General features: G+C 46.0%; 15 protein-coding genes. 1 reads left to right on the plus strand and 14 read right to left on the minus strand.

Going from position 1 to position 17067, the window contains the following annotated elements; all coding sequences use genetic code 11:
- Positions 1-53 precede the first annotated feature (53 nt).
- Entirely contained in the window at positions 54-947 is an 894-nt protein-coding gene (gene gigC / locus Aso01_RS09155; RefSeq protein ID WP_004935044.1) for a LysR family transcriptional regulator GigC, read from the plus strand.
- 53 nt (positions 948-1000) lie between these two features.
- On the opposite strand, the gene upp is transcribed toward gigC, so the two are convergent.
- The 14 genes from upp to ndhC form a co-directional block, all read right to left on the minus strand.
- Positions 1001-1636: a uracil phosphoribosyltransferase gene (gene upp / locus Aso01_RS09160; protein ID WP_004935042.1), complete on the minus strand. Its 636-nt coding sequence runs from the start codon at positions 1634-1636 to the stop codon at positions 1001-1003.
- 108 nt (positions 1637-1744) lie between these two features.
- Positions 1745-3241 (minus strand): NADH-quinone oxidoreductase subunit NuoN, encoded by a 1497-nt coding sequence (gene nuoN, locus Aso01_RS09165; RefSeq protein WP_004935040.1) that lies wholly within the window; start codon positions 3239-3241, stop codon positions 1745-1747.
- 3 nt (positions 3242-3244) lie between these two features.
- The gene (gene nuoM / locus Aso01_RS09170; RefSeq protein ID WP_004935038.1) at positions 3245-4843 is read right to left on the minus strand and encodes an NADH-quinone oxidoreductase subunit M; all 1599 of its coding nucleotides are present in this window, start codon (positions 4841-4843) and stop codon (positions 3245-3247) included.
- A 1-nt stretch (position 4844) separates the two neighbouring features.
- Positions 4845-6740 (minus strand): NADH-quinone oxidoreductase subunit L, encoded by a 1896-nt coding sequence (gene nuoL / locus Aso01_RS09175; RefSeq protein WP_004935036.1) that lies wholly within the window; start codon positions 6738-6740, stop codon positions 4845-4847.
- Positions 6737-7045 (minus strand): NADH-quinone oxidoreductase subunit NuoK, encoded by a 309-nt coding sequence (gene nuoK / locus Aso01_RS09180; RefSeq protein ID WP_004922503.1) that lies wholly within the window; start codon positions 7043-7045, stop codon positions 6737-6739. Before nuoK ends, nuoL begins: the two co-directional genes overlap by 4 nt.
- Positions 7045-7563 carry an NADH-quinone oxidoreductase subunit J gene (nuoJ, locus tag Aso01_RS09185; RefSeq protein WP_171063737.1) on the minus strand — a complete coding sequence of 173 codons (519 nt, stop codon included), beginning with the start codon at positions 7561-7563 and terminating at the stop codon, positions 7045-7047. Before nuoJ ends, nuoK begins: the two co-directional genes overlap by 1 nt.
- Positions 7563-8105: an NADH-quinone oxidoreductase subunit NuoI gene (gene nuoI / locus Aso01_RS09190; protein WP_004935031.1), complete on the minus strand. Its 543-nt coding sequence runs from the start codon at positions 8103-8105 to the stop codon at positions 7563-7565. Before nuoI ends, nuoJ begins: the two co-directional genes overlap by 1 nt.
- A gap of 18 nt (positions 8106-8123) precedes the next feature.
- Positions 8124-9140, minus strand: a complete 1017-nt coding sequence (gene nuoH / locus Aso01_RS09195) for an NADH-quinone oxidoreductase subunit NuoH (RefSeq protein WP_004935029.1) — start codon at positions 9138-9140, stop codon at positions 8124-8126.
- Positions 9141-9143: 3 nt separating this feature from the next.
- On the minus strand, positions 9144-11828 hold the full coding sequence (gene nuoG, locus Aso01_RS09200; RefSeq protein ID WP_004935026.1) for an NADH-quinone oxidoreductase subunit NuoG: 2685 nt from the start codon (positions 11826-11828) through the stop codon (positions 9144-9146).
- Positions 11829-11839: 11 nt separating this feature from the next.
- Positions 11840-13171 (minus strand): NADH-quinone oxidoreductase subunit NuoF, encoded by a 1332-nt coding sequence (gene nuoF / locus Aso01_RS09205; protein WP_004935024.1) that lies wholly within the window; start codon positions 13169-13171, stop codon positions 11840-11842.
- Positions 13168-13677 carry an NADH-quinone oxidoreductase subunit NuoE gene (gene nuoE / locus Aso01_RS09210; protein ID WP_004935022.1) on the minus strand — a complete coding sequence of 170 codons (510 nt, stop codon included), beginning with the start codon at positions 13675-13677 and terminating at the stop codon, positions 13168-13170. The genes nuoF and nuoE overlap by 4 nt, the downstream gene beginning before the upstream one ends.
- Positions 13678-13689: 12 nt before the next feature.
- A complete protein-coding gene (nuoC, locus tag Aso01_RS09215) occupies positions 13690-15477 on the minus strand; it encodes an NADH-quinone oxidoreductase subunit C/D (RefSeq protein WP_004935021.1) in 1788 nt (595 codons plus the stop codon).
- Positions 15478-15558: 81 nt separating this feature from the next.
- Positions 15559-16236, minus strand: a complete 678-nt coding sequence (locus Aso01_RS09220; protein WP_004935017.1) for a NuoB/complex I 20 kDa subunit family protein — start codon at positions 16234-16236, stop codon at positions 15559-15561.
- A 6-nt stretch (positions 16237-16242) separates the two neighbouring features.
- Positions 16243-16794, minus strand: a complete 552-nt coding sequence (gene ndhC, locus Aso01_RS09225; protein ID WP_004935016.1) for an NADH-quinone oxidoreductase subunit A — start codon at positions 16792-16794, stop codon at positions 16243-16245.
- Between the last annotated feature and the right edge of the window lie 273 nt (positions 16795-17067).

Raw genomic sequence — 17067 nt, forward strand, 5'->3', positions numbered from 1 at the left:
TTAGCATGACACGTCAATTTTTTAATACTTTTTAAAGAGTAAGGCTTCATTCCATGCGCATGACATTACGTCAGTTGGCTGTTTTTGTGGCAGTCGCTCAAGAGGGAACGGTCACCAAGGCCAGTGATGCAGTCCGACTCACCCAAAGTGCAGCCAGTATGGCGCTGGCCGATCTGGAAGATGGCCTGGGCGCACCATTGTTTGATCGTTTGGGCAAACGCCTGCAGCTAAATGATCTTGGCCGCTTCTTATTGCCTCAAGCACTTGAAATTTTAGGGCGCTGTGAAGCATTTGAACAAGCGGCCAAAGGTGAATTACAAAGTATTGATCTGCGTTTGGGTGCGACCCTGACCATCAGTGATTACCTGATTCCCGATCTAATGGCAGACTTTTTACAGATCCATCCGCAAGCGCATTTGCAGCTACAAGTGGGCAATACTCGTCAAATGATTGAAGCCGTCAATCAATTCCAGCTTGATCTGGCACTGATTGAAGGTTCGTGTCATTTACCACAGCTACAGTGTATTCACTGGCTCAACGATGAACTTGCCGTATGCTGCTCGCCAGAGCATCCGCTGGCTCAGCTCAATCGTGCACTCACCCCAGAAGACTTTTTAAACGTGGAGTGGATTTTGCGTGAAGAAGGATCTGGTACGCGTGAAGTGTTTGATAATGCGATCTTGCAAGATGTACCTGATGCCAATATCCGCCTGACACTCGGACATAACGAAGCCATTTTAAAAATTGTCGCCGGTGGTCTGGGTATGTCGTGTATTTCCAAACTGGCAATACAACCGCTCATTGAAAAAGGTCAGTTGGTGATTCTAAAAACACCATTTTGGGAGCTTACCCGCCCGCTGCATCTTTTAGTACATCGTCAAAAGTATCAGGGGCCTGGGCTGAAGGCATTTATGAATTTTTGTGAAAATCGAGTCAATGACATTTAAATCATTCTTATCATCAAGAAATAAAAAAAGCCACGAGAACGTGGCTTTTTTTATTAATCTTTTTGGACGCTACCAAAAATCTTATCTCCGGCATCACCTAAGCCCGGTACAATGTAGCCGTGCTCATTGAGTCCGTCATCAATTGAAGCGGTATAAATCTCAACTTCTGGATGTTTGTCCTGAACCTTTTTAATTCCTTCAGGCGCGGCCACCAATACCATCACACGGATATCTTTACAACCGCTGGCTTTGAGCACATCAATCGCCGCAATCAAAGAGCTACCGGTCGCCAACATCGGATCAATAATCATGGCAATACGGTTAGCAACATCAGGTACCAGTTTTTTGTAATAGGTACGTGCTTCAAGCGTTTGTTCATCACGCTCTAGCCCTAATACACTCACTTTGGCACTTGGAATCAGATTGAGTACGCCATCGAGCATACCTATGCCTGCACGCAAAATTGGCACGATGGTGATTTTCTTGCCTGCAATACGCTGTGTTGCAACTTTACCTGCCCAGCCATCAATTTCATGATCAACCAACAGTAAGTCCTGTGTTGCTTCATAGGTCAGCAACATCGTGACTTCTTGCGCTAATTCACGAAAATTTTTAGTACTAATATCCGCACGACGCAACAAACCAAGTTTATGACGGATTAAAGGATGGCGGATTTCTTTAATGGGCACGAGAGACACCTAAAACTACACTAAACTCCGGGTATTATAGTGGGTTTTAAGCATGAAATATAAAAAAAGCCTCCAAAAATGGAGGCTCTTTTTGTTAAAAACCCATCATTACTGATGATTTGCTAACACAAAGTGCAATGGTGAAAGAATTTCACCCTCAAGTGCCAGCTTGATGATTGGATCAGGATAGATACCAATGATCAACACCAATGCAGCCGCAGCAAGCACCATGATTCCACCAACTTTTTGCCCCCAATGCTTATCAGCATCGATACGAGGAACGTCTGGCGGTGTCATATACATGACGATCATGACACGCAAGTAGTAGTACAAACCAATACCACTACCTACAATAATCATGGCAGCCAAGAACCAATGCTGGGTCGTAACGGCAGCCATAACGACCAAGAACTTCCCGATAAAACCAGCAGTCAATGGAATACCAGCCAAAGATAGCATCATGACGGTTAAGGTGGCAGTCAATACCGGACGACGCCAGAACAAACCACGATAATCGGCCAAGCTCTCTGCTTCATCGATATTGTTATACGGGCTTGACATCAATGCGACGGCACCGAACGCACCAATCGTGGTGAGTACATAAGTAATGATATAAACCGTTACACTGCCTAAGCTCGCATAGGTCATACTCACCAAAGCAATCAGTAAATAACCAAAATGTGCAATCGAAGAATATGCAAGTACACGTTTTAGGTTAACTTGACGTACAGCCAGCAAGTTACCAATCACAATCGACAATACCGCCAAAATGGTAATGATCGTCACGATGGAGTCGATTAGAATCGCGCCAGAAGTGAGCATATAGCGAACAAACAGACCCACTGTCGCCACTTTGGCAGCCGTCGCAAGGAAGGTCACCAATGGTGCTGGTGCACCTGAATAGACATCTGGTGTCCACTTGTGAAAAGGTGCAAGTGACAGCTTGAATGCAACAGCAAAAATGATCAGGCCAAGACCCAAGATCACCATTGGCTGTTTGATTGCTTCAAACAATGCTTGTACTGAATCGTAAAATGCCAGTGAACCCGTATAGGCATAAATGTAAGCCATACCCATCAATAACATGGCAGATGCAGTCGCAGACAGTACCAAATACTTGATACCCGCCTCTAATGAACGGCTACGCTGATAGGTGTAGGCCAGCAAGCCGTACATCGGAATTGACATTAACTCAAGACTGATAAAGAACGACGCATAATGCGCGCTCGCCACCATGAGCATGGCACCCGACACCGAAATAAGCAGCAATAAATACAGCTCTTCACGATTGTCTTTGTAGCTTTCAATATACGCATGCGACAAGGTACAGCACGCCAATGAGGCAACAACAATCAAAAGTTGATAGAGCAATGTAAATGGATCAACCATAAACATGCCCATGATGTTAGACGGAACAAATTGCCCGCCAAACATGGTCAAAAGAATATAAGCCGCTGTTAAATTTAAGCCTACGACTGAGGTGGTCGCGATGAGATTATGATTACGTTTGATCGAAATCAGAATCATGACCACCACTGCAGTGAGAACCACAATCAGGACAGGAGCTAAAGGCATGAGCTGAGAAAACGACATTGTGAAGTTCATGGCTTATTGGATCTCCACATTACTAAGTTGGGCTACTGCCTCTTGAGTAACGTCAACGACTTGTTGTACAGGCACATAACTGTTGCTTAACCACTGCATTGATGAATGCGAGATGTCTAGGAAAGTTTGCGGATACATCCCCAACCAGACTAGGCCAACCACACAAATCATCAAGATCCCTACTTCGCGAGCAGACAAATCTTTAAGCGGGCTATTGTAATGCTGTGCTTGTTCCGGATTCGGCTCACCAAACAATGCGCGGTGAATCAAGATCAAACCGTATAGACCCGCAAACACCAAACTTACAGCTGCAATAATGGTAAAGGTCGGATATTTGTTGAATGAACCCATCAAAATCAGGAATTCACCAATAAAGTTACCTAAACCTGGAATACCAACCAATGCCGCAACAAAGAACATTAAGAAAAATGGCAAGTAACGGAACTGACCGCGAATACCACCCATTAAGCGCATATCGCGAGTGTGCAGACGCTCATAGATTTGACCACACATGATGAACAGTGCAGCAGACGACAAACCGTGTGCCAGCATCATGATCATCAAACCTTGATAAGTCAGAATGTTTCCGGCATAAATCGCGAGCAGTACAAAGCCCATGTGCGAAATTGAGGTATACGCCAATAAACGCTTCATATCGGTTTGCTGGTAAGCACACCAAGCGCCGTAGAAAATACCGATCAAACCAAAGATAATCGCAATATCTGCAAACTGTGCAGATGCTGCTGGAAAAAACGGAATCACAAAACGAAGCAAACCGTAGGCCGCTGTTTTAATCAAGATCCCTGCAAGGTCAACCGAACCTGCCGTAGGTGCCTGTGCATGTGCATCTGGCAACCAACCATGTAACGGGAAAACAGGCAGCTTGACTGCAAAACCAATAAAGAAGCAGAGCATAAATGCATATGCCACACCTGCTGGTAGGTTATTGGCCACGGCAAGCAAGTAGTTGTAATCAAATCCGATCATTCCGGTCATCATGTAACCGTAAACCACCAGACCCAAAATACCAATCAGCATGATCAAACCGCAGATCTGGGTATACAGGAAGAATTTCGTTGCTGCATATACACGCGAGCGTCCATTCGAACCTTTATGTCCCCATAGTGCAATCAAGAAATAGATTGGAACCAGCATCATCTCCCAGAAGAAGAAGAACAGGAACATATCGATGGCTAGGAACACCCCGATCACACCGCCCAATGACCACAGTAAGTTCAGGTGGAAAAAGCCAACGTTTTTCTGGATTTCACCCCAAGAACAACCGACTGCAAGAACACCCAGCAATGCGGTTAAACCCACCATAAGCAGCGATAAACCATCCACTGCCAAATGAATGCTGATACCGAGGGTTTTAATCCAAGGAATATAAAACTCAGATGACCATGTTGGTGTTTTTTCGCCGAGCTCGTAATGATAAGTACCATGCTGCCACAGTGCGATGGTCAATCCCAAAGTGATTAACATGCCAATCAAGGCAATCCAGCGTGGAAGTTGCTGGTCGAGTTTATCGACCAACCAACACACAAAACCAGCAATGAACGGAATCAGAATCAGTGCGGGTAAAATTAAATTGTTTTCCATTTTATTTCCCCACAACCTGAAGAATAATCAGGATCATCAATAACACCACTACACCGAGTGACATGCTTGATGCGTATTCACGCAACGAACCCGTTTGACGTGAGCTGGTGAAGCTATTACCACCACGTACCAACGCTGGAAGCAAGAGCCACAAGCCATCAATCGGATCACGACCTAAAATTTTCGCGATGAGTAAATACGGTTTAACAAATACGATGTCATAAAGTGCATCGAAACCAAATGCCGTGCGGCAAATATGCGCCAAACCTAAACCCAGACCAGTTGCAGCAAATGATTTCACTGCATTGTAAGCAAAGGCAAACAATACAATTCCAACAACCAGACCTGCAATTGCAACACCACTTGCCAAGTGCTCAGCATGTGATACCGCAGCTTCCATTGATTCAGGAATCATAAAGGCTGGGATTTTTGCTGCCGTCAAGATATTGAGTACCGGCCCTTGAAGGAAATAACCTACACCTGTTGAAAACACTGCCAAAATAGCCAATGGTCCCCAGTAGGTCACACCATGAATGGCATGTGCTTCGGTTTTTTCTTCGCCAAAGAACACCACCCAAATAAGGCGGAAAGTATAAATTGAGGTCAGGAATGCACCTGCTACACCCACCCAATATAACGTTGAGTAAAGTGGAAGCTTTGCAATGCTCGACTGTGCGTATACGGCACCCAAAATTGCATCTTTTGAGAAGAAGCCAATCGTTACGATCGGTAGTGCAGCCAATGCACCGCCACCAATCACGAAACACCAGAACACAAATGGAATCTTCTTACGAAGCCCACCCATTTTGAAAATGTTTTGTTCGTGATGACATGCCAGAATTACAGCACCAGACGATAGGAACAATAATGCTTTGAAGAATGCATGTGCAAGCATATGGAACAATCCGGCTTGGTACGCTTCTGCACCCACAGCCATAAACATATAACCGAGCTGACTCATGGTTGAGTAAGCCAAGATACGTTTGATATCGGTTTGTACCAGTGCTGCAAAACCTGCTACGAGCAGCGTTACTGCACCTGTAATTGAAATAAACTGCATCACCGCAGGTGCCATTTCAATCACCGAATGCATACGGCTGGTAAGGTATACCCCTGCGGTCACCATGGTTGCTGCGTGGATCAATGCCGAAACAGGTGTAGGACCTGCCATCGCATCTGCCAACCACGTTTGTAGTGGAATCTGTGCTGATTTACCCGCTGCACCCAAGAACAACATCAATGCAGTCCAGATCGAAAGTGATGAACTCTGTGTCATCAACGATGCTGCATTTTCCACAATGTATTGCGTATTGAGCGTACCAAACTGTTGGTAAAGCAAGAAGAGTGCAATCAGCAAGAAGACGTCACCCACACGAGTCACGGTAAATGCTTTGATGGCTGCCCATCCGTTGGCTGGATTTGAATAATAAAAACCAATCAACAAATAAGAACACAGACCAACGCCTTCCCAACCCAAGAACAATAACGCAAGGTTATCGCCTAAAACCAGCACCAACATGCTGGCAACAAACAGGTTAAAATACGAGAAGAAACGCGCATAACCATCTTCGCCACGCATGTACCATGATGCAAAGATATGAATTAAAAAACCCACACCCGTGATCATGCCCATCATGAGCAAGGACAAACCATCAAGATGCAGTGTAATGCCTGGCGCAAAGCCACCGACATTAAACCATGTCCATAAATGCTGAACAAAAACAGGTTGACCACTGCTGGTAAATGCGAGTCCCGCCAAAAGCGCGAATAATGCAGATAAACCGACTGAACCAACACCAATAATCGCGGCTACATTTTCAGAAAGTTTGTCGCGACCTGCCGCCAATAAAACAAAGCCGATCAGCGGAAAAAGAATCGTTAAATATAAAGTACTCATCCGCGCATCTCACTTGCAGCATCCACATCCAGATGGTGGAAGCGATGGTAAAACTGAAGGACGATCGCAAGACCGATACATGCCTCTGCAGCAGCAAGTGTCAAAATCAGAATAAACATGATTTGACCGTCAGGCTGTGCCCAAACGCTTCCTGCCAAAACAAATGCCAATGCAGCGGCATTCATCATAATTTCAAGGCTCATCAACATGAACAGTAAGTTACGTCGCACCATTACGCCGTAAAAACCCAGCGCAAAAAGAATGGTCGCGACAATCAATCCATGCTCTAAAGGAATGTTACCCATTATTCTTGTTCCCCTGTTGCACTTGGCTCGCGTTTACCTAAGTGGAAGGCTGCAACCAAAGCTGCAAGCAATAACATCGCGGCAATTTCTACCAATAATAGATAGTGGGTAAAGAGGACTTGACCAACGGCTTTTGGACCAATCACTTCACGGCCCAGCATGAGACCTTGTGTGGTGTATTCGCCGCCGAGCATCCAGATCAATGTCAGTCCGAGCAAAAAGCTCATGAGCGCAGGAATCGCCCACGCATCTGAACTTAACCATTTACGTTCTTGTTCAACGGTGTTGTGCCCAAGATTGAGCATCATCACCACAAAAACGAACAACACCATAATGGCACCGGCATAAACAATGATTTCAAGTGCACCAGCAAATGGCGCACCCACGATCATGAAAATCCCCGCAACTGCAAGTAATGAAACAATCAGACTTAACAACGCATGTACTGGATTCGAGTTCGTTACTACTCGAATCGTCGAGATAATGGCCACAAGAGCCATCAAATAAAATGGCCACATCATGGTAATAAGCTCCGTACATCAACTGGTGCGCTTTCTTTTTGTGCCTGACCTTTTTCTTTACCATCAATTGCCATACCTGCAACGCGGTAGAAGTTATAATCAGGATATTTACCCGGACCAGAAATCAGTAAGTTTTCTTTTTCATATACCAGGTCTTGACGTACATATTCGGCTAACTCGAAATCTGGCGTCATCTGAATAGCAGTCGTTGGACACGCTTCTTCACACATTCCGCAAAAAATACAACGCGAAAAGTTGATACGGAAAAATTCAGGATACCAACGACCGTCTTCTTTCTCTGCTTTTTGCAAGGAAATACAACCCACCGGACATGCCACCGCACAGAGATTACACGCTACGCAGCGCTCTTCTCCGTCTGGATCACGCGTCAAAACAATACGACCACGAAAGCGAGGTGGTACAATTTCCTCTGCTGGTACTTCTGGATACAGAATTGTGTCACGTTTACGCGTAATGTGAGTGAAGACCATCCACAATGTACGAACGATTGACCCAACTCCAGCTAGAACTTTATACATTTTGTACTCCCTGCTGTCTTAGGCCTGATTCATTAGAATCACAGCACCAGTCACCATAAGGTTGACCAACGCCAGCGGCAAACAAACTTTCCAACCAAAATTCATGACTTGGTCATAACGTGGACGCATCAATGCACCACGTGCCAAGACAAACATCATCACAAAAAATGCTGTTTTTACAATGAACCAGAATGCTGGTGGAATAAACGATACTTCAAGATTGAACGGTGCTAACCAGCCGCCAAAGAACAACGTCACGATCAGTGCAGAAATCAGCACAATGTTGACGTACTCAGCAACGAAGAACATCCCCCATTTCATGCCGCCATATTCGACGTGATAACCTTCTGCCAGCTCTTGTTCGGCTTCAGGTTGGTCAAATGGATGACGGTGAGTTACGGCAACGCCTGCCACAACAAAAATCATGAAACCAAGGAATTGTGGAACAATGAACCACATATCACGTTGAGCTTCGACAATTTCACGCAGATTAAATGAACCCGCAATTGCCACCACGCCCATGAGCGAGATCCCGAGAAACACTTCATAGGAAATGGTCTGAGCCGCTGAACGAAGTCCCCCAAGGAGCGAGTATTTGTTATTCGATGCCCAACCACCAAACAACACGGCATACACTGCAATTCCGGCCATCGCCATAAAGAACAACAGTCCAATGCTCATGTCCGCCACACCCAATGTCGGGCTGACTGGAATCACGATAAAAGACAGCACTGCTGTCGCCATAGCAACCGCTGGTGCAAGACGAAACGTCAGTTTATCTGCAAACTTTGGTGTCCAGTCTTCTTTGAACATGATTTTAAGCATGTCGGCTACAATCTGGAACATCCCGCCCGGACCTACACGGTTCGGACCGTAACGGTCTTGCCACCATGCCAGCAAACGACGCTCGATAAACGACATCAATGCTGCAATTAGAACAACCACCAACAAGATCACAATCGCCTGCACAACGGCATATGCGATTGGCCAATTTTCTGCCCAGAGTGGAGTTTGGCGCATGATTTCTTGATTCATGAATTACACTCCCACCGCAACAGAAACAGGTTCAGCAAGCGAAATCGTCGGTGCCAAACCTACTGGATAACCAATATATCCTGCTGGTAAATACTCAATCACCTGAACGGGTAAGCTCACTGTCGTCTCACCTGCCTGTACTTTGAGTGACGCACCATCTTTTAGATTTAAACGTGCCGCATCTTGTTCACCTACTGCAAAAGCAGCTTCTGGAATACGCGATTCCATCGCAGGTGTCTTGATGGTGAATTCACCAGAGGCAAAAATATGATGCATTGGTACCAAACGGAAGCTTTCAGGATGTGACATCACCGCTGATGGTGCCACATAACTACGTGCCGGACGTTTTGGTAAACGATCAAACAGACGCACACCTGAGTCACCACCTTTCAAATGTCCACCGACTTCGTCTTGATACTTGTTCCAAGATTGCGGTGAGTTCCAACCCGGCGCCCATGCAAATGGAACCAATGATGCTGCTTTTTGAGGGCCTACATAACCTTCCATCGAGAACGTTAATGCTGAGTCGACATCGACAGGTTGCTTTGGCTCATGAACCGAAATCGGGGCACGTAGTGCTGTACGACCTGAATAACGACGTGGTTCACGGGCAATTTTCAGACCATGTACACGATAGCCTGCATCTGGTGCCACATCTTGAATCGCATCGAGTACAGGTACATTTTTCACAACAGAGTCAATGACATCGTCTAGCACAGTCCAGATAATTGACTTACCTTTTAAACCTGTTTCGATGGCATGTAACCAGCGCCAAGATTCTTTAATGGCATATTCCGGTTTGTAGTAGCTTGGATCATAGACCTGATAGAAACGCTGTGCACGTCCCTCTTGGCTTACTACGGTTCCATCGCCCTCTGCAAAGCTTGCAGCAGACAGTACCACATCGGCCTGTTTCACCGTATCTGTTTCACTATGATCAAGCACAACAACAGATTGTGCTTTTTCAAATGCAGCATTGACACGTGTTGCAGGTAAACGGCGATATAAATCGTTTTCAAGCACGACCATCACGTCGTAGTCTTGTGCAAAGGCTTGCTCAAGGCTTAAACCACCCAAAAGCGCTAGACCCATTGAATTGACTTCAGGAACGGTTAGGGATAATCCTGCCGCTGGGCCAAGGTTTTGTGCAACTTGCGCTGCTGCTTCGATAATTGCCGGATCTTGCAGACTTGTGCCCGAGATGATCAATGGCTTTTTCGCTGCTTTTAATGCATCCGCAATGCTTTGTGCAAATGCTTTGGCATCATCGTCTAGTCCAGTCAGTGTTTCACCTTGAACTGCTGCTGCCACTGCAAAACCTAAACGCGCAATATCATTTGGTGATGCAACAACCTCACCCGTTGCCACATCGGCTAAACGTGTTTGGGTGGCTGCCAGAATGTAAATTGGCGATTTGGCATCTTGACCGATACGTTGTACAGGCTCTGCCAACCATTCTGGTGTACGACGATCTGCCGCCATTTGTTTGGCTTTGTTTTTGGCAGCCTGACGAACTGACAACGCCATACGCGGTGCAGTTTGAGTCAGATCTTCACCTAAAATCAAAACTGCGTCGTAGCTTTCGATTTCACGCATGTTCGGGTTGTAAATTCCCTGTGTTTGCATGATAGACGCAGCAAGTTCAACCAAGTTTTGTTCTTTTTGCGAGATACCAGTCGAGAAGTTATCCTGACCAACCAGCTCACGTAGTGCAAAGTTTGATTCAAGGCTAGCGCGCGGAGAACCCACACCCAATACTTTTTTGCCTTGTAAGGTACTGATTACTTGATCAAGTGCTTGATCAACCGACACAGTAGTAACAGACGTGCCCGAACGGAACTGCGGCTGACGCGGACGATCTTCACGGTTCACGTATCCACCACCAAAGCGGCCTTTATCGCAAAGGAAGTATTGGTTTACTTCACCGTTGAAGCGGTTTTCAATACGACGTAATTCGCCGTAACGCTCGCCCGGAGAGATGTTACAGCCCGATGAACAGCCATGACATACGCTTGGTGCGTACTGCATATCCCATTTACGGTTATAACGTGCTGAATGCGTCTTATCGGTGAATACACCTGTTGGACACACTTCGGTGAGGTTACCCGAAAATTCAGATTCCAGCGTTCCAGATTCTGGACGACCAAAGTACACACGTGCTGCATTGGCGTAGACACCAAAATCGGTTCCGCCTGCGTAGTCGTTGTAGTAGCGTACACAACGGTAGCACGCGATACAGCGGTTCATTTCATGTGCAATAAACGAACCCAACTCTTGGTTATAGTGGGTACGTTTTGTGAAACGATAGCGACGACGGTCATGACCGGTCATCACCGTCATATCTTGCAAATGACAGTGACCGCCTTCTTCACACACAGGACAGTCGTGCGGATGGTTGGTCATCAAAAACTCAACCACCGACTCGCGAAACTCAACTGCTTCTTTATCTTCAATTGAGATATAGGTATTGTCTGTTGCAGGTGTCATGCATGACATCACCAGACGCCCACGCGTGTCTTCAGGATTTGCATATTGGGTCACCGCACACTGGCGGCATGAGCCCACAGAACCTAAAGAGGGATGCCAACAAAAATATGGAATATCAAGGCCGAGGGACAAACATGCTTGTAGCAGGTTTTCAGATCCATCAACTTCGTATGATTTTCCATCGACATGAATTGTAGCCATAGTCGAATTCCTTAAGCTTGTGCAACGTTGCTGGCTTGAACAACAGGGCTATTGGCCACTTTTGCTTCAAACTCGCTACGGAAATATTTAAGCGCGCCCATGAGTGGCTCCATCGCACCAGGTGCGTGTGCACAGAATGTTTTACCAATCCATAACTTACGGGTGAGCTCTTGAAGGTGCTGGATATCTTCCATCTTGCCTTCACCATTTTCGAGTGCTTTCAACGCTTTTACAGCCCAAGGGAGACCGTCACGACACGGTGTACACCAGCCACACGACTCACGCGCAAAAAACTCTTCCAAGTTACGTGTTGCAGCAACCATACACTGTGTCTCGTCGACCACCATCAACAAACAGGTGCCCAAACGTGAGCCTGCTTTCATGATAGTTTCTGAGTCCATTGGCAAATCAATGTGTTCTGCCGCCAAGAAGTCAGTCGAGGCACCACCCGGCAACCACGCTTTGAGCTTAAGCCCATCACGCATACCGCCAGCATGCTCTTCAATCACTTCACGCGCCGTTGTACCAAATGGCAATTCCCAAAGCCCTGGGAATTTCACTTTGCCAGATGCCCCATAAATTTTGGTGCCAGGATCTTTCGATTTGCCTGCAGACAGACCGATGTACCACTCTGGACCACGCAACATGATGGCAGGTAAGTTATTGTAGGTTTCAACGTTATTGACAATCGTTGGACGACCCCATGCACCCGCAACTTGCGGGAATGGCGGTTTAGTACGCGGATTGGCACGACGACCTTCAAGCGAGTTGATCAGTGCGGTTTCTTCGCCACAGATATAACGTCCTGCGCCAGTATGTACATACAGCTCGAAGTTCCAGCCTGTATCTAGAATGTTTTCGCCCAAGTAGCCTTTGGCACGCACTTGTTCGAGTGCTTCATTGAGATACTGAGCCGCTTCGATGTATTCGCCACGAATAAAGATATAGCCTTGTGTTGCTTCAAGCGTATAACCTGCGATGAGCATCCCTTCGATCAACTGATGTGGAAGCTGTTCCATCAACAGACGGTCTTTAAAGGTACCTGGTTCCATCTCGTCGGCATTACAAATCAGGTAGCGCGGGCCACCATCGTTTGGCGCCATCAGCGACCATTTAATGCCCGCCGGGAAACCTGCACCACCACGGCCTTTTACTGTGGCTGCTTTTACCACTTCAAGTACTTCAGCAGGTTTCATGCCCAATGCTTTTTTAAAGCCAGCATAACCGTCTAGTGCTTCGTACTCATCGGCATTTCGTACATGTTCCTGTTTACTCAAACGCCAAGTCAGTGGATGAGTTTCAGGGTTACCATCGCCATAAATCGGTTTTGGTTCAGTATTCATACATACTTCTCCAATAACTGCTTGACCGAAGACACGTCCACCAAACCATGGGTATCTTCATCGATCATTAAAGTTGGACCTTTATCGCAATTTCCTAAGCAGCAAATTGGCAATAAAGTAAAACGGCCATCTGGAGTAGTTTGTCCGTACTGGATTCCCAACTCACGCTGAAATGCTTCTGCCAGCGTTTCTGCACCCATTAAGAAACAGGCAATTGAGTCACACAGCAAAATTACATGGCGGCCGACTGGTTGGCGGTAAATACGGTTATAAAAGGTAGCAACACCTTCTAAGTCCGCCACACTAATGCTAAGCAATTGTGCAATTGCATTCATTTGTGCATCGTCAACCCAGCCATTACGGCGCTGTACGCACTTAAGAGCATCCAAAGAGGCCGCACGCGGATATGGATAATGATGAATGTGATGTTCAATTTCATGAATCTCATCAGCAGTCAAAATCCCTTCCACATTCACGCGAGGTTTTTTATCAGTCAAAATCATCATAATCGTTTATCCTTAGCGATCCACGTCGGCCATAACCACATCGATGGTCGCCAAATAAATGATCAAGTCGGACACCAAGCTACCATTAATTACTGACGGCATTTGCTGCAAGTGCGTGAAGGTTGGTGTACGGATACGCGTACGGTAGCTCATGGTGGCTTTGTCTGAGGTGAGATAATAGGTACTCGCCCCTTTGACCACTTCCGTCATGAACGATGCTTCACCCGCAGGCATAACCGGACCCCATGACACACTTAAGAAGTGATTAATCAAGGTTTCGATGTCTTGCAGAGTTTTGTCTTTTGGTGGTGGAACAGCCAATGGATGATCGGCTTTGTACGGACCAGACGGCATGTTGTCTAGACATTGCTGAATGATTTTCAATGACTCAGTGATTTCACGGAAATGCACCATGACGCGCGCGTAAGCATCACCTTCGTACTCGACTGGCACATCAAAATCAAAGTTTTCATAGCCACTGTACGGACGGTATTTACGTACGTCGAAGTCGATACCTGTTGCACGTAAACCTGTACCCGTCACGCCCCAAGCCAATGCTGATTTTGCGTCGTATTGCGCAACATTACGGGTACGACCAATAAATACCGAGTTTTTCAGCGCTGCTGTATGGTATTCATTTAGACGCTTTGGCATCCACTCAAGAAGTTCCTTCACCAGCTTGTGCCAGTTGTTTGGAAGGTCGTGGGCAGTACCGCCGATACGGAACCAAGCCGGGTGCATACGATAACCCGTGATGGCTTCGACGATGTCATACACTTTTTGACGGTCGGCAAACATATAGAATACTGGTGTCATACCACCGGCATCCTGAATGGCTGTACCACAGAACAACAAGTGGTTGTTGATACGGAATAATTCGTTCAACATGACACGAATGACTTGGGCACGCTCTGGCACTTTAATACCGGCAAGCTGCTCAACTGCCATCACATACGGCATGTTTTGCGCACAACCACCCAAGTAATCTACACGGTCGGTATAAGGAATGAACGAGTGCCATGTTTGACGCTCTGCCATTTTTTCCACACCGCGGTGGTGGTAACCGATATCCGGTACGCAGTCTTTAACTTCTTCACCATCAAGCTGCAAGACCACACGGAATGCACCGTGCGCAGACGGATGGTTTGGACCCAAGTTCAAGAACATAAAGTCTTCGTCGGCATTACCGCGCTTTAGACCCCAGTCTTCAGGAACAAAACGCAAATGCTCTTGTTCGAAGTCTTGCTTGGCTTTGTCCTGCATGTACGGCGTGTATTCGGTAGCACGTGCAGAATATTCTTTACGAAGCGGATGGCCTTCCCAATAGGTTGGTAGCAAAATACGACGGAGCATTGGATGCCCTTCGAAATTGATGCCAAACATATCGTAGGCTTCACGTTCGTACCAGTTGGCGTTTGGCCAGATATTGGTCGCTGTTGCAATATTGAGATCGCTCTCATTTAAAGCAACCTTGATTCGGATGTCACTGTTACGTTCTAAAGACAGCAAGTGATAGAAAACAGTGAAATCTGAAGCAGGCAAACCATCGCGGTGTACACGTAAACGCTCATCCATTGCAGACAAATCGAATAACATGACATAAGGACGGTCTACCTTACGTAGAAACATCAAAACTTCTTGTACGCGTGAGCGTTCAACCCAGACAGTTGGAAACTCTTCACAAGTTGTTTGCACATAGAAGTTCTCACCAAATTTGGTCTTGAGCTCTTCTACAATTGCAAATGCTGGGCGTGAATCAACAGCGGTTGATTCTGGCATAGCAATGTCAGTTTCAGCCATTGGTTTGGCTTCCTATTTAATACAAATTCTTTTAGGTTTTTTGATCATCCTGCGCCCTGATGAGCGCAAATTATCAAAAATTTACTCAATTTCATCCATGGAGCGTAAGTTTTTAACCGCAATCCGCTCTGCATTTTTACGATCGCGTTCTGGCATCATCTTTGGCTTATAAATCGGCTGAAGATCATCACCAATTACGGCAGACAACGGACGACGCTCAAGTTGAATTTGGTTTTGCAGCAGCATTAGCGCCTGAATTAATGCTTCTGGACGAGGTGGACACCCTGGGATATAAACGTCGACTGGAATGATTTTGTCTACGCCCTGTACCACTGAGTAGATGTCATACATACCACCAGAGTTTGCACATGCACCCATGGAAATGACCCACTTTGGTTCAAGCATTTGTTCGTACAAGCGCTGAATAACAGGCGCCATCTTGACAAAGCACGTACCTGCGACAATCATTAAGTCAGCTTGGCGCGGTGAAGCACGAATAACCTCGGCACCAAAACGTGATAAGTCATGGACACCGGTTAGGGTTGTCGCATATTCAACATAACAACAAGACGTACCAAAGTTGAAAGGCCAAACTGAATTTTTTCGTCCCCAGTTCACTACGTTATGCAATACATCTTCAAGGCGAGTCATAAATACATTTTTATTGACTTCTTCCTGAAGTGGATCACTGACAACTTGGCGTTCTTGTAATGGATATTGATTAGCATCCGGATTCGCACGGGTTAATGTATATTTCATCCCGAGTTACTCCTGTATAGATGACGGTGCTGTCGATGTGTTTGACTTCATTCGACCAGAGGATTGTGCAGGGATATGACCAGTTGGATCGATGACCAACTCTTCAATTGAATTAAATCGCGTGATCTCTGCAATATTCATGTTTGGAGATCCAATCTTCGGTTTAATTCCTGCTGCCTTACGACGATCTGAAGGCGACCACGTCAGGGCACCCGTCGCAAAGACATAAATCAATGCAATCAGAAGATCTACAACAAAAATCAACATCGTGGTAAAGCCCATCCAACCCACTTCACGCACAGACGTTGCCCATGCATAAAGATAAAGTGCTTCAAGATCAAACACGACAAAGAAAATAGCAACCAAATAAAATTTTGCAGACAAACGAATGCGAGCACCACCTGCGCTCACCACACCCGATTCAAACTGTTCCTGCTTTGCGCGTCCCCATGATTTACCCCCTAGGAGTAAGGGAACAGTAAGCATAAAAACGCACAGAAATGTAACGCCGATCACGAAGGCAATAATTGCCCAATCGTATGGAGTAATGGCACTCATGCGGGGATAACTCCTGGCAGGCCTATTATTTAACAAAGAAATATATGTTTCGGTCTTGGAACCGCACCAAACACAAAATTAATCCCGCCAATTGTACCTGATTTCGCTTTTCTCTTTCTAGTTCAAGCCTCTTCGCCTTTAGCATGGTTTTTATACAATTTTGTCACACAATCACGTTCAACCCCAACGTTCACGTAGATTATCGATTTAACTAATCATTAATCAATTTATGATTATTTTTTTCTTTTTTTAACTTTTTTGTCGTTTATGTCT

The sequence above is a fragment of the Acinetobacter soli genome, from assembly GCF_000760595.1.
GTDB lineage: Bacteria > Pseudomonadota > Gammaproteobacteria > Pseudomonadales > Moraxellaceae > Acinetobacter > Acinetobacter soli.

Bases quoted from the DNA above. Each gene is read 5' to 3' on its own strand.
- gigC (WP_004935044.1), top strand. From the start codon at position 54: ATGCGCATGACATTACGTCAGTTGGCTGTTTTTGTGGCAGTCGCTCAA.
- nuoN (WP_004935040.1), bottom strand. From the start codon at position 3,241: ATGAACTTCACAATGTCGTTTTCTCAGCTCATGCCTTTAGCTCCTGTC.
- nuoM (WP_004935038.1), bottom strand. From the start codon at position 4,843: ATGGAAAACAATTTAATTTTACCCGCACTGATTCTGATTCCGTTCATT.
- nuoL (WP_004935036.1), bottom strand. From the start codon at position 6,740: ATGAGTACTTTATATTTAACGATTCTTTTTCCGCTGATCGGCTTTGTT.
- nuoK (WP_004922503.1), bottom strand. From the start codon at position 7,045: ATGGGTAACATTCCTTTAGAGCATGGATTGATTGTCGCGACCATTCTT.
- nuoJ (WP_171063737.1), bottom strand. From the start codon at position 7,563: ATGTGGCCATTTTATTTGATGGCTCTTGTGGCCATTATCTCGACGATT.
- nuoI (WP_004935031.1), bottom strand. From the start codon at position 8,105: ATGTATAAAGTTCTAGCTGGAGTTGGGTCAATCGTTCGTACATTGTGG.
- nuoH (WP_004935029.1), bottom strand. From the start codon at position 9,140: ATGAATCAAGAAATCATGCGCCAAACTCCACTCTGGGCAGAAAATTGG.
- nuoG (WP_004935026.1), bottom strand. From the start codon at position 11,828: ATGGCTACAATTCATGTCGATGGAAAATCATACGAAGTTGATGGATCT.
- nuoF (WP_004935024.1), bottom strand. From the start codon at position 13,171: ATGAATACTGAACCAAAACCGATTTATGGCGATGGTAACCCTGAAACT.
- nuoE (WP_004935022.1), bottom strand. From the start codon at position 13,677: ATGATGATTTTGACTGATAAAAAACCTCGCGTGAATGTGGAAGGGATT.
- nuoC (WP_004935021.1), bottom strand. From the start codon at position 15,477: ATGGCTGAAACTGACATTGCTATGCCAGAATCAACCGCTGTTGATTCA.
- Aso01_RS09220 (WP_004935017.1), bottom strand. From the start codon at position 16,236: ATGAAATATACATTAACCCGTGCGAATCCGGATGCTAATCAATATCCA.
- ndhC (WP_004935016.1), bottom strand. From the start codon at position 16,794: ATGAGTGCCATTACTCCATACGATTGGGCAATTATTGCCTTCGTGATC.